Annotated in this window: 14 protein-coding genes; 5 read left to right on the top strand and 9 right to left on the bottom strand. The window is 60.4% G+C overall.

The features are described 5' to 3' along the window. Window positions 1-256, top strand: a 256-nt coding sequence (locus MTBSS4_RS15655; RefSeq protein ID WP_254432592.1) for an ATP-binding protein, incomplete at its 5' end; no start/stop codon positions are given. Window positions 257-424: 168 nt separating this feature from the next. Here the strand turns inward: MTBSS4_RS15655 and MTBSS4_RS15650 are convergent. The 3 genes from MTBSS4_RS15650 to MTBSS4_RS15640 all read right to left on the bottom strand — a co-directional run bounded on the left by MTBSS4_RS15650 (window position 425) and on the right by MTBSS4_RS15640 (window position 2,304). Continuing rightward, window positions 425-862, bottom strand: a complete 438-nt coding sequence (locus MTBSS4_RS15650; RefSeq protein WP_173984343.1) for a bacteriohemerythrin — start codon at window positions 860-862, stop codon at window positions 425-427. Between the two features lie 17 nt (window positions 863-879). Next, window positions 880-1,857: a response regulator transcription factor gene (locus MTBSS4_RS15645; RefSeq protein ID WP_173984342.1), complete on the bottom strand. Its 978-nt coding sequence runs from the start codon at window positions 1,855-1,857 to the stop codon at window positions 880-882. Between the two features lie 63 nt (window positions 1,858-1,920). Continuing rightward, window positions 1,921-2,304 carry a response regulator gene (locus tag MTBSS4_RS15640; protein ID WP_173984341.1) on the bottom strand — a complete coding sequence of 128 codons (384 nt, stop codon included), beginning with the start codon at window positions 2,302-2,304 and terminating at the stop codon, window positions 1,921-1,923. A gap of 347 nt (window positions 2,305-2,651) precedes the next feature. On the opposite strand from MTBSS4_RS15640, the gene MTBSS4_RS22460 reads away from it, so the two are divergent. After that, on the top strand, window positions 2,652-2,837 hold the full coding sequence (locus tag MTBSS4_RS22460) for a hypothetical protein (protein WP_368667795.1): 186 nt from the start codon (window positions 2,652-2,654) through the stop codon (window positions 2,835-2,837). A gap of 19 nt (window positions 2,838-2,856) precedes the next feature. Here the strand turns inward: MTBSS4_RS22460 and ftsZ are convergent, their stop codons facing one another. The 4 genes from ftsZ to mamY all read right to left on the bottom strand — a co-directional run bounded on the left by ftsZ (window position 2,857) and on the right by mamY (window position 7,824). After that, entirely contained in the window at window positions 2,857-3,792 is a 936-nt protein-coding gene (gene ftsZ / locus MTBSS4_RS15630; RefSeq protein ID WP_173984340.1) for a cell division protein FtsZ, read from the bottom strand. 44 nt (window positions 3,793-3,836) lie between these two features. Then, a complete protein-coding gene (gene mamZ / locus MTBSS4_RS15625) occupies window positions 3,837-5,771 on the bottom strand; it encodes a magnetosome biogenesis transporter MamZ (RefSeq protein ID WP_173984339.1) in 1,935 nt (644 codons plus the stop codon). Then, entirely contained in the window at window positions 5,755-6,570 is an 816-nt protein-coding gene (mamX, locus tag MTBSS4_RS15620; RefSeq protein WP_254432590.1) for a magnetosome protein MamX, read from the bottom strand. The genes mamZ and mamX overlap by 17 nt, the downstream gene beginning before the upstream one ends. A gap of 135 nt (window positions 6,571-6,705) precedes the next feature. Next, window positions 6,706-7,824, bottom strand: coding sequence for a liposome tubulation protein MamY (gene mamY, locus MTBSS4_RS15615; RefSeq protein WP_256367417.1), 1,119 nt, complete (start codon window positions 7,822-7,824; stop codon window positions 6,706-6,708). A gap of 308 nt (window positions 7,825-8,132) precedes the next feature. Between mamY and MTBSS4_RS15610 the strand changes: the two genes are divergently transcribed. The 3 genes from MTBSS4_RS15610 to MTBSS4_RS15600 are packed head-to-tail and all read left to right on the top strand — an operon-like array spanning window position 8,133 to window position 11,022. After that, a complete protein-coding gene (locus tag MTBSS4_RS15610) occupies window positions 8,133-9,113 on the top strand; it encodes a hypothetical protein (protein ID WP_173984338.1) in 981 nt (326 codons plus the stop codon). After that, entirely contained in the window at window positions 9,097-10,050 is a 954-nt protein-coding gene (locus MTBSS4_RS15605) for a hypothetical protein (RefSeq protein WP_173984337.1), read from the top strand. The genes MTBSS4_RS15610 and MTBSS4_RS15605 overlap by 17 nt, the downstream gene beginning before the upstream one ends. A 6-nt stretch (window positions 10,051-10,056) precedes the next feature. Further along, window positions 10,057-11,022 (top strand): protein kinase family protein, encoded by a 966-nt coding sequence (locus MTBSS4_RS15600; protein ID WP_173984336.1) that lies wholly within the window; start codon window positions 10,057-10,059, stop codon window positions 11,020-11,022. A gap of 53 nt (window positions 11,023-11,075) precedes the next feature. On the opposite strand, the gene MTBSS4_RS15595 is transcribed toward MTBSS4_RS15600, so the two are convergent. Together MTBSS4_RS15595 and MTBSS4_RS15590 are read right to left on the bottom strand one after the other, a co-directional pair. Continuing rightward, complete coding sequence (locus MTBSS4_RS15595; RefSeq protein WP_173984335.1) at window positions 11,076-11,468, bottom strand: hypothetical protein; 393 nt, start codon at window positions 11,466-11,468, stop codon at window positions 11,076-11,078. A gap of 34 nt (window positions 11,469-11,502) precedes the next feature. Further along, a complete protein-coding gene (locus MTBSS4_RS15590; protein WP_173984334.1) occupies window positions 11,503-12,354 on the bottom strand; it encodes a CZB domain-containing protein in 852 nt (283 codons plus the stop codon). Window positions 12,355-12,481: the final 127 nt, after the last annotated feature.

The raw sequence follows: 12,481 nt of genomic DNA, 5'->3' as shown, positions 1-12,481 counted from the left end.
TCACGGGATGCCCGGCAACGACTGGCGCTTTGCCGTATCCGATAACGGCATCGGCATTGAGCCGCAATATCACGGCAAGATTTTCGAGATATTCCAGCGCCTGGATCCCACGTCCTACAAGGATGGCACTGGCATCGGCCTGACACTATGTCGGCGAATTGTCCACCGGTTCGGCGGCGAGATTTGGCTGGAGTCGAAGCCGGGCGAAGGAACGACGTTCTTCTTCTCGCTTCGTGATGGTTCTGACGCAACCTGATAGCTCATCGCCGTATGATCAGAAGCGGGGCCATCATTTGCCAAAATGGCCCCAAGTGAATGTGGGGGGGGGCTGCACAGGAATCGATCCATCGCTCCCGCCTGACCGCCGATGAACGCGGCACTGTCAGGTGAGGGAGGCACTCTCGGTATAGACGGTCTAGCCTTTCTATTCTTCCGAGCAGACCCATTTGCGCATATTTGTGTCAAATTTTTTCACATGATTAATTAGCCAGTGCTTCATGAAGCCATTCAGCTCATTCAGAGCGCCCTTATTCAGCGGTTTAGATTTATTGACGAAATAAGTGCGTGCAATTTCTTCCAATTGAGCCACAATGGCACGATGCTCATGTACATGCATATCATGGTATTCGTACATGCACTCTCGCTGTATTCTCTCTTCTCTTTCAAAATGTTCTTTTGAATATGAAATAAGTGACTTAAGTGTTTTGTGCATTACTGTTGCGTATTCAATTGCGGTTGAGCCATCAAACTCCGTGTGAACAGCGGATGCGTCCAGAAATTGATTGATAATCCCCACCAATCGCCGATGATCTTCATCGATAACTGCATTGCCAATTTGCATGTCATCCGTCAAGCAAAGCATTTTTACCTCGCAGATCATCAACAATGTGGCAGCGTCATCCCCATGAGGCCATCCCCATGTCCCGGCTTCGGAGTTCCCCCGCGGCGGGGTCTGGGGGCCGATGGCAGGTCGATAAGATCCTCGATCGCACTCGCCGCGTCCCGGCAGGTGGCCAGAATACCAATGAGCCGTTGGCGATCGATCGTCGGACCGCCCAGCAAGATCGCATCGGCACCGCTGTCGAGATCGTCCAGAACGTTCTCCAGTCGAAGAGCCATGTCGTCACTCAGTGTGGTATCGTCAGATGGCATATCCGCGGCGATCCGCTTCATTGTCCTCGCGAACGAGACGATCTTTCCGAAATTGGCTTCGATGTTCGTGAGCATTGCCCTGATCGTATTGTCGATCCAGCGGAGTTGGACCGAGTAGCGGCCGAGCCTTAGTGCGTGCAGATGGATTTCGGTCAGCTCGATTTCGCTTTGGCGGATCTCATCCGGGATATTTCTGGTGCTGGCCCTCAAAGGGTTCGGGACATCGACCAACGGAATTTCCTCGCATCCCGGACGAAGTCCCTTGCGGCGATCCGGGCCAGTGTAGTCGAGCGTGACGACGAATGGCCTGCGGGAGAGGGCGAAGTCGTCAATCCGCTTGAGCATGGGACCGGGAGCCACCGGCAACAGCATCATGTGATCCGGGCCGGCATTGCTGATCTTGCGGACAAAGTCCTGGTCACTTTCCGCCAGCAGCATGATAACGATAGGGAATGGATGATGGGGCATCCGACCGTTCCGCATGGCGGAAATTATCGGAGCCGCAGAAAAGCCTCCGAGTTCCGCGCTTGCTATAATCAGATCAAAGGATGCGGTGTTCAGGGCTTGGACCAGAGCGCCTTGCTCGGCGACTTCGGTGAATGCGCGGAAGCCGGAATGCTTGAAGGCTTCGCGCAGGCCGATGCGAATCACCTTATTGTCTACCGCCAATATCGTTCTGGTTGAGTTGTAGCGCGTGCTGCCCAACTGAATCTTCCTATCTTGACGTCGACATGCCCGGCGGATGACGCATTGCGTCCCCGAAACCGATCAGTTCAGGGCTTTTTGAATGCCGGCGTGAAGAGCCTTGATGGAAATCGGCTTGGTCAAATAGACGTCAACCCCCGCCTCGCGGGCCTGCAGCAAAACATCCTCGCCGCCGTGACCGCTGACCATGACAATGGGCACGGAGGGGTTGTTGCCGAGAGTGCCGTTTCGGATGTGCTGGGTACATGTGATGCCGTCCATGCCCTCCATGGTCCAATCCATGATCACCAAATCGGCCGCGAACGTCTTCAGGACATTTGCCGCTTCATGGCCGTCCTTGGCTTCAGCAACCTCGTTGATTCCCAGTGACCCCAGCACGATCTTGACCAGATCACGGAAGCGCTCGTTATCCTCGACAACGACAGCCCTTTGAACCTGTGCCGACATGAAGTGCCTCCCCCAAAATCAGCTCCTGATCAATAAGTTATTAACCTATTGCGCGGATTTGCCAAATGATCTTAAGGAGTAGTTTTTAGGATACCGGGTAAACACCCTAAGTGTTTGCCCGCGCGCTACCCAATACATATGTAATATGCGTGTGGTAGCTTACACGCTCAACGCCTTGATATACGTACGATCTACACGCTACCTATACTCAGCGTTGTACGAAGCATCATGCGCGACCGGCAGGTTTTGTTGCACTTTGTCTCAATTTGTTACGCTCGATCTCCGTGGGAGAGAGGAATGAAGACTAAGTCCAGGATAGGGGCGCGGCTTGGGCTGGGCTTCGGCGTTTGCCTGCTGTTCACGCTGATCGTCGGCGTGGTGGGGATGCGCGGCAATGTCGAACTGAGCAATCTCACGGCGGACCTTCACGCCCACCCCTTAACCGTCACCCACCGGACCGATGGGATGTTCTCGGCGCCGCCTTCTGCCTGGTGGGGGCCCTGGTGATCATTTTCGCCCCGCGCGGCGAGTGAGGGGGCTGGGGCGGCTCCGTCAGGTGATGCCGGTGGCCACCACCGAAACCCGCATCTTGTCCGCTAGCGCGTTATCGAAGGTAGATCCGAAAATGATGTTGGCCTCTGGGGCCACTTCCTCGCGGATACGGTTGGCGGCCATGTCCACCTCGAACAGCGTCATGTCCAGGCTGCCGGTGATATTGATTAGGACGCCCTTGGCTCCCCTTATGGAGGTATCGCCCAGCAGCGGGTTGGAGATGGCTGCCTCGGCGGCTTCGGTGGCGCGCTTGTCGCCCGCGGCTTCGCCGGTTCCCATGATGGCCTTGCCCATCTCGCTCATGACGATGTGGATGTCGGCGAAATCCAGGTTGATCAGGCCGGGCATCACCACCAGATCGGTGATGCTGCGCACGCCTGAATTGAGCACGCCGTCGGCCATCTTGAAGGCGTCGGCGAAGGTGGTGCGCTCGGTGGCGATACGGAACAGGTTCTGATTGGGAATGACGATCAGGGTATCGAGCTCTTCCTGCAGAGCCTCGATACCGCGGTCGGCGGTGCGCATACGATGGGTGCCTTCGAAGTGGAAGGGTTTGGTCACTACGCCGATGGTGAGAATCCCTTGCTCGCGTGCAGCCTTGGCGATGACCGGTGCCGCACCCGAACCGGTGCCGCCGCCCATTCCGGCGGTGATGAACACTAGGTGGGCATCACCGATTTGGTCCTGTATGTCCTCGAGACTTTCCTCTGCGGCGGCACGCCCCAGATCCGGGCGCGAGCCGGCGCCCAACCCTTGGGTGACCCGGCTGCCGAGCTGGATGCGCTGCTCGGCCAAGCTCAGCCCCAGGGCCTGGGCATCCGTATTGGCAACGATGAACTCCACGCCCTCAATCTTGGACTGGATCATGTTGTTGACGGCGTTGCCGCCGGCTCCGCCGACGCCAATCACCACTATTCTCGGCCGGAATATCGTCATTGCATCATCACCGCCGAAAGCTATACGCCGAGGAGCCGCCCCCATCAGTCGATCCGCAGAACCCGCAATACATTCCCGCCCCGCCACTGGTGAAAGCGATACCATAGCAGAACAATGACGGCGGCCGCATAGACATAGGGTTCGCCGTTTTCGTGATTGGCGGCAAGGATGAAGTGCAGGGCCACCAGGGCGTTGATCACATAGGTGGCGCTGTGCAGCCTCTTCCAGCGCTTGCCGCCGATACGCTTGATCTGGCTGTTAGCCGAGGTGAAGGCCAGCGGGATCAGCAGCGCGAACGCCGCCAGACCAAGCAGGATGAACGGCCGCTTATAAATGTCGCCCACCATGTCGCCCAGATTGAGCGCCCATTCCAGGGTGACATAGGCCAAAACATGCATCACCGCATAGAAAAAGGCGAACAGCCCGATCATACGGCGGTATTTGGCCAGGGTCTTGATGCCGGTAATTTCCTGGACCGGGCGCATGGCCAGGGAAATGATCAGGAAGGTGAAGGCCCAGTCGCCGAGATAGCGGTTGACGAAGCCGACGGGGGCCTCGCCCAGCGAGCCGCTGGAGATATAGCCCTCAATGACGCTGCGCCCCACCAGCCAGACGAAGGGAAGGGCGGCGGTCAGGAAGACCAGCGGCTTCCAATCCACCTTGCGGGCTGATTTCAGGTGATGATCGCAGGTTTCGTCGATGCCGTTGGCCAGCAGCCAGGCGGCGTAAAGGGTCACCAGCATCTTGCCCGTTCCCATCAGGATGAACGGGGCGCGTGGGCCGAGGGCGTCGAAATAATAACCGCTGCTTTGGACCAGCATGACGGTTCCCAGGCCGCCGACCAGATAGCCGGCTCCCACCATGGCCCCCAGGATCGGCTTGGGCGAGACGTCCACGGTGAGGACCTGCAGGGTCACGAAGCATCCGGCATGGCCGATTCCCACCATCAGCAGCGGCAGCGCCACCAGCCAATTGAAGGGATTGGCAAACATGCCCAGCCAGATATAGCCGAGCGCCGCCAAGGACAGGCTGGCCCCGATGGCGGAAATGCGGCTGTGCCGTTCGATGAAGTTCCGCCACAGCGGTACCGCCGCCAGCACCGCCAGTCCCAGCAGGCCGATCATCACTGCGGCATGAGCGGTGGCGAAGGTGCGGGTTACCCCCACCAGATCGGAAACGGAAATGCACCACAGCGAGAAGAACAGGCTGAGGATGATCACATCGGCGCGGGTGTAGAAGGCGGCGGCGAAGGCCAGCTGCATGCGCGGATCGCTGGTGATCACCGTCCAGACCTGCCTCAGGGGATGCTCGTCGTCTCCCGAGGCCTGCCTGGGCGGCGCCACGTCCCTAAGACTCCGCCGCGTCAACTGGAACCCGGCGATCCCGGCCAGCAGCGGCAGGCACATGATGAGGAAGACGCCGCCGGGATAATCGGCCATCTGCATGACGATGGCCGCCAGCATGGTGCCACCGAACACCATCATGAAGACCAGATTCCCCATGAGGCGCGGCCGGTTGGCTCGCGACGAGACATCGCCCACCAGGGTGGATAACTGCAACTGGACAGTATCGGCACCCACGGTCAGCAGCACCCGGGTCAGATAGAACAGCACCAGACCGGCCGCGCCGAAGGCGAGTCCCACCTGCAGGCTGAGCAGCGATATCGCCGCGCCGACCACCGCGATCAGGAAGCCCAGGGCGATGATTCGCACCCGGCCGATTCGATCAGACAGCAGGCCGAACCATCCCACGCAGACGATGGAGACGATTTCCGCCACCACCTGGATATCGGCGTTGACCGCGCCCTCCTTTTCGAAGGCGATGCCGAAGATCTTGTCCAGCAGCAGGGGCTGAATGGAAATGGACAGCGCCGCCACCAGGGCGCCCACGGTCATCAGCAGATAGATGATATTCCATTGGGTGGGGGCGAAATCGGTGACCGCCGTCCCTTCGGCCGGAGCCTCACCGTTCCTCGGCATCCATGCCTCCCGCATTCGCCCAAAGACCGTTGAGATGGTTGTCGCGCAAGGTACAGATTTCTCCGTTGGCCATGACGCTTATGGCGTAATCCAGTCCGGCACTCGCCTGGGTCGGATCGCGGAAGGCCGTGCCCTTGACGAACATGCCGGGGCGAACCACGCAGCCCTCGGCCTGAAGGTACCAGCGCGGGGCCAGATCGATCCAGATTGGCGGATTGATACCGTCGTTGATCTGGATGTAGATGTCGCCCCAGACCGAGCGGGCTCCAGCTCCGGCGATGCTTACGATCTTACCTTGATAGCGGAAAGGCACCATCCGCTCATGCGCTTCCTTGCCGAGAGGAACGGGCGTGGGGGGCGGAGCTACCGCCAGGGCTACGCTCACCGCCTCGGGCAGTGGGATGCCTTGCATGGTCGCGGCTGGAAGCGGCGCGGGCTTGGCACCCTTGGCAACGCTGCCCTTCTTCACGATGGTGTGGCAACTGGCGCAGGGCATCTTCTCGCGCCCGTCCGTATGGGGCGCCGGGGTTCCCTGGACGATGGGCAGGGTTCCCGATCCCGGTCCGGTGCCGATGGCCGGAGGGGTGACGATGTGGCAGCTGGAGCAGACCATCTTCTCGCGGCCGTCGCGATGGGGGGCGGGCATTCCGGTGACGACGGGCGGGGCCAGATCGTAGGTGTGGTCTTCCCAGGGATTGGCGTTAAATAAGGCGGTCAGGACCAGGGCCATGCTGAAGGCAATGCCCAGCGCCATGATCCAAACAGCGATGTCGGGATGTGCGACGGCCTTAGTGCTCACGGGGACTCGATCGATGGCAAAGTGTTTAACCGGTTTGTGCTTTGGCGTCGGGGGCAGCTGTTCATAAGAACGCCTCCAAACTTTCGCGGCGGAAGTGTCTCATATCCCAGTTCGGAATGGAATGACCATAGCCCATCAGTCGATGCCGGAATCGGGCGCGGGCTCTGGCCAGACGGGGGTTCCGTCGATCAGGAAGTGTTGGGTCAGGACCTTTTCCAAGGCCCACAATTCGCCATCCTCGAACACGATGCGGACAAGGTCGTTGGGATCGCAGGCGGCCACCAGGGAGCGGATCTCGCGGGCCTCGCGCAATATCTTGGATATCTGCTGGCGGATGCTTTCCGTATCCGCGGCACATTGGCGCAGCTGCTCCGACCGGTTGACGGCTTCTTGAACCAGGCTGCGGAAGAAAACGTTTTTGTCGCCGGCGAAATAGGCGTTGGTCAGGGTCGATATGAATTTCCGCGTTCCGTCCCGGTCGCCAAGGGCGGCGTTCAGATGCTCGGTCAACACCTGGGTTGCGGTCATGGAAAGATCGTTGAGGGCCAGCCCCAGGACCTCCGCCAAGGCCCGCATGCGGTCGATCCGCTGCGACGGGTCGAGGCCGGCGGCGGCGGCCGGCGCGACGCTGCGGCTTTGGGCGATTTGGGACAGCTCCTGGGTGATCTCCTGCGACAGCACCCGTTGCGACCGCAGCTCGTCGACGATGCCGTCGCGGCTGTCGCGGGTCACCTGCACCAGCTGGGCCGTCGCCTCCACCTGGGCCTCCACCGCCTCGCGATGCTCGCGGAACAACTGGGCCAGCAAGGTCATGGCGTCATCGGTGGTGCCGGATGCCGGCGCGGCAAGGGCGCGGCCGTCCTGGTTCATCTGGACCAACTGGGCGGTCATCTCCACCTGGGCCGCCACCTGGGCGGCGATCGCCTCGCGATGCTCGCGGAACTGGTCCGCCAGCATGATCACCGAGCTTTCGGAGGATGCATCGCTCCGGGAGAGGGCGGTCACCTCGGATTTCAAGGTGTCCACGCTTTTCACGATCCGCGAGAGCATGAGAATCAGAATGGTCAGTCCGATCGGCAAGGCGATGGACAGAAGCACGATGAAAAATTCATGGGGAAGCATGGTGAATAAATTTTTCCAACCATTAAAAATGGTCAGGTAAATGATGGACAGGGCGGACCAAATGACCGCGCCGACCAGGGCCGCGCGGGAAGCGAAATTCAACTTGTCAAAGGCCGCTTTATTAAACCCCATCCACATAAGGATATCTCCGATGATAGCCGCAATCGCTACCCCAATGCCCCGCCCCGCAGGCGTTCCCCTTATCCTAACAGTAAGGCGAACACTGGGATACCTTCGAAACAATCCATTGATATGGCTAAGGCGTTCCTGCGTCAATAAATGAAATTGCGTGTGATTATCGCCATCCTATGCTTTGCCGTCACGATCCTGCATTGTTGAACATGGCTGTGTACATGAGTGTGGCATTATGGTATCGCCCGAAAGCAGAGTTTGTCCGGTCCATGAGGCTGGCGATGATGATCGGAGGCCAGGAGGCGAGCATGAGCTATTCCCAGGAAATCAGCAGGGAGTGCAAGGGAGTCTTCTTGTTCATGATCGATCAGTCCCGATCCATGAACAAGCCCTTCGGTCCCGACCGATCGGGGAAGATGGTCAGCCGCGCCGAGGTGGTGGCCAATGCCTTGAACGGCACCTTGGAGGAACTGGTCAACCGCTGCATGCGCGATGAAGGCGTGCGCGACTATTTCGACATCGGGATCATCGGCTACGGCCGCACCAATCGTCCGGAATTTTGCTGGCGCGGCGCCTTGGCGGGGCGTCGGCTGATCCCCATTCCGGAAGTGGCTGCCAAGGCCGAGATCGAGGACGTGGAGATCGAAACCGAGATGCGCGGGCAGGTGCTGATCGAGCGCATCACCTTGTCGCGCTGGATTGACCCGGTCGGGGTGGACAGCACCCCCATGAACGCCGCTTTTGGCCTGGCCTATTCCACCTTGGCGGAATGGGTCCGCGACAACCCGGATTCGTTTCCTCCGGTGGTCATCAACATCACCGACGGCATGGCCAACGACGTCAATTCCGATGCCGAGCTTCTGGCCACGGCGCGCAAGCTGACCGATCTGAAGACCAGCGACGGCAATGTCTTGCTCATCAACTGCCATATTGCGGGCGGGATGGATGCCTCGGTGGTCTTCCCCGCATCGGTGGCGGAATTGCCCCGGGATCCCTATGCCAAGCTGCTGTTCGAGATGTCGAGCGAGTTGTCCAACCGGCACCGCGCCGTCATCTGCGAAGTCTTCGACCGCGACCCCGGCTGCACCCCTTCCATCAAGGGCATGGCTTTCAACGCCGATGCCGTGGCGCTGCTCAAGCTGCTGGATATCGGCACCCGCCAGGCCATCGGCCCGTCGGCGGCCATGGAGCCCTTTTTGCCGCCGGGAATCGAGGCCGAGGCCAGGATCGAGGACTCCTTCGTGCTGGAAGAGCCCTCGGTGCGGATCGAATATGGCGATCAAGGCTGATCCGCCCTTGATCCGGCGCGCCACCCCCATGCTCACTTGGACGGCCCAGGGCCGCTCGATCGTCAAGCCCCGCAACGACAGCTACCCCGACGGCGACAGGCTGCGGTGGCGGCAAAACGAAGACCGGTTGCGGCTGGCCCGGATTCCCGACGGCCTGCTGGCCGCCGTCTCCGACGGAGCCGGAGGGGCGGGGCTGTTCTGCGGCCCCTGGGCCGAGACGCTGGTGACCCGGCTGCCCAAGACCCCCATTGCGGGTGTCAAGTCGCTGAACCAGTGGATGGACGGATTCTGCCTAGGCTTTCGCTCGGAATACGCCACCTTGTCCAAAGCCACTCCCGCCCGGCACAGCAAGTTCATCCGGGAAGGATCGTTCGCCACGCTGGTGGCCGGTTGGCTGACCTATCGACAGGGGCGCGTCCTGCTGCGATGGATGGGCTATGGCGACAGCCAAATGATGGTGTTTGATCGGACCGGGCGCCAGCCGGTCCTAGCTGTCAGCTATCCCGCCACCCTGTCGGCGCTGGACCGTGCGCCCTTCTTGCTCAACTGGAAGGATTTACCGCGCGATGGCAGCTTCCTCGCCGGGGAAGTGGTCTTGCCGGATCGGGCGACGGTGGTGCTGGCGTCGGACGGGATCGGACAATATCTGCTGCTGCGGACCCTGGCCGGTCTGCCCCGCCCCACCGCGGCGGCCGGATTGCCGGGAGAATTCCTGCGGCTGGCCGGAACCGGCGAGAGCAAGCTTGCCCAGGCCGCCCGCGCCCATCGCGCCGCGCCGGGTCCCGGCCTCTTCGCCGAACTGGCCGCGTTGCGCGATTGCCTCAAATCGGATCAGGCCTTCGCCGGTCGCGTCCGCTCCCTGTGCGACAAGGGATTGCTGGCCAATGACGATTGCACGCTGATCATGATCGACGTCGATTTTGCCCGGTCCCGGTAATCCGCCATGCCGCTTCCCCTGATCAACGACTACAAGGCGGCCATTGCCAATGCCAAGGGGCGTTTCGCGACCCTGGACGTCCGGCCGCACCTGGATGCCCGCCGCAGCCCGGTCTTCCTGGCGGGAAACTTCGCCGGGGTGTTCCGGATGGTGACTGGGGAGGGGGAGCATCTGGCGGTCAAATGCTTCACCCGCGAAGTCTCCGATCTGCCCCGCCGCTACGCCGCCGTGGCCAAGTTCTGCCAGACCGGCCGATGCCCTTACGTGGTCCCGCTGCGATACCACGCGGCGGAAGTTTTCGTAACCTCCAGCGTCGCGCCCCACGCCGATTACGCGGTGGTGACCATGCCCTGGGTCGAAGGGCGGGGCCTTGGGGCCACGGTCCAGATACTGTGTCAGCGGGAGAACGCCCCGGCCCTGGCCGGATTGACCCGGGCGTGGAGCCGCCTGTGCCTGGACCTGCTGCAACGGGGCGTCGCCCATGGCGATCTGAAGCACGATAATGTCCTGGTCGGCCAGGATGGCGCCCTGAAGCTGATCGACTATGATTCCATGTATCTGCCGGACTTGAAGGGGCTGCCCTCGACCATGCTGGGGGGCGTCAATTTCCAACATCCTCGGCGCGAGGTCAGGCATTTCCATGCGGCCATCGACCATTTTTCGATGCTGGTGATTCTGCTCTCCCTGCGCGCCTTGACCTTTCAGTCCGAGTTGATGAAGCGCCATCATAACGGTGAGAATCTGATTCTAACCAAAAGTGATTTCACCCAGCCGGACAGTTCAAATCTGCTGCGGCAATGGGCGGCCAGCCCGGATTTTCATGTTCGCAACTGGACATCGCACCTGATCAAATCGGCCAAGGCCCCTTCCATCGGCATTCCAGGTATGGAAACCATCCTCAAGTCGGCGGCCAAGATCGATGCGACTCCGGCTTTGCCGCCAAAGAAGGGGTTATTTTCGTTCTTTTCCTGATCCGTGCCCTTTTTTCTCGCGGCATTACCGACGCGGCTGCGCCAATCAGAGCGTCAAGATGCGGAGTCGTCCAAAGCCGCCGTCAATTCGTCCTTGGGAGGCGCTGGCTTCCGGTCCCGGTTGGCATAGAGGTAGTAGCCCAGCGCGACGATACCTGCTCCCAGTAATACCGGTCCCCATGCCCCAAGTCCCAGACCTAGCCCCAAACTGATTCCGTGGCTGGAGGCCGTCCCGGTACCGGCTCCGGCGCTCCACACGATGGGAGTGGCGCTCTTGACACCCACGGCCGCCTTGCCAACGGCGGTCCCGCATGGCCCGAGGCCCAGTCCGGTTCCAGCTCCGGCTTTTGCTCCAAGCCCTTTCACGGCGCCCGCTTTGCCCACGAAGCCGGTACTTCCATTCATGGGGCAACTCTGGCCGGGCATGAAATGCAGGCGCAAAGGCATGGTGAACTCTCCTCAAAGAAAAGATATGGCAGGATCAGAGCTTGGAACTTCCGACGGAGATAACCTTGGAATCTGCCAAATCAACCTGAAGGCGTGTCAGGAGTGTGATGATCTCGCCGCTCAGGGCCAGGGCTTCCTCATAAGCCTCGTCGGCAGCACGCAGCCTTCCGTGATTAAGGGAGGAAATGACCGTGTCAACCTCTCGATGAAACCTTTTATGGATGGAATCAATGGTTTTTAGCGCCTCGGTCGCGCCTAACTCTTTCATGGCGGTTCCGTGTATCCAGATACCGAGGCTGCACTCATCGCTCGGCTGGGCGCGCACGGCCTTGCCGTGGCCACGGAACGCCATTTGCAGATCGCGGATCCATTTCAGGTGGATGAGCCGGGCACCTGTGACGTTCAGGGTGTGCCGCCCGCTGCCGACCTCGCCCAGGGTCTGAATAGAGATGATGTTGAGGGGGCGCGGTTTGGGGAGCAGCGCCCTTATCAGTCGAGACGGAATGTCCTTGGGCGGTGGGCCGCTGATTGCCGCCTCGATGACATCCAGTTCAAGCGAGGTCAGCAAGAAAAGAATTTCGCCACTCAGCTTGCGGACAGAGGTCAACTTTTCGGTAGCGCAGTCGGGCTTGCCGGCAGCGCATGCCGACAATGTCTCCTCAGCCAGATGATGAAAGCGCTTATGGGCGGTTTTCAACTGCCAGACAGCCCCCAATTTGCCGTAACGGCCAAGGCCGGTGCCGTAAATCCAGGTACCCAAATCGCAATCCTCGTGGCCTTTTAGCGGCTGGTCTGTCCCTTCGCCGTTCACGGTTGCCTCTAATGCGGCTTCCCAACGAAGATGGGAAAGCCTGGCGGCGTTGACGTCAAGTTCGGTCGTAATCATCGAATTCGGTCCTTGAGTGCTCGTGATGCATGCCTAGCGATCAAGCTGTCCCTATATAAGTGGCGAGGGCGAGGCGCATCACTGACAATTGTCAGTCACCCGATGGACGCGGGAAATATTCAGAGCA

It is taken from the genome of Magnetospirillum sp. SS-4 (genome assembly GCF_902729425.1).
In the GTDB taxonomy this organism is placed as follows: domain Bacteria; phylum Pseudomonadota; class Alphaproteobacteria; order Rhodospirillales; family Magnetospirillaceae; genus Phaeospirillum.
The sequence above is the reverse complement of the archived record's forward strand: the minus strand, read 5'-3'. Positions and strand labels throughout refer to the sequence as shown.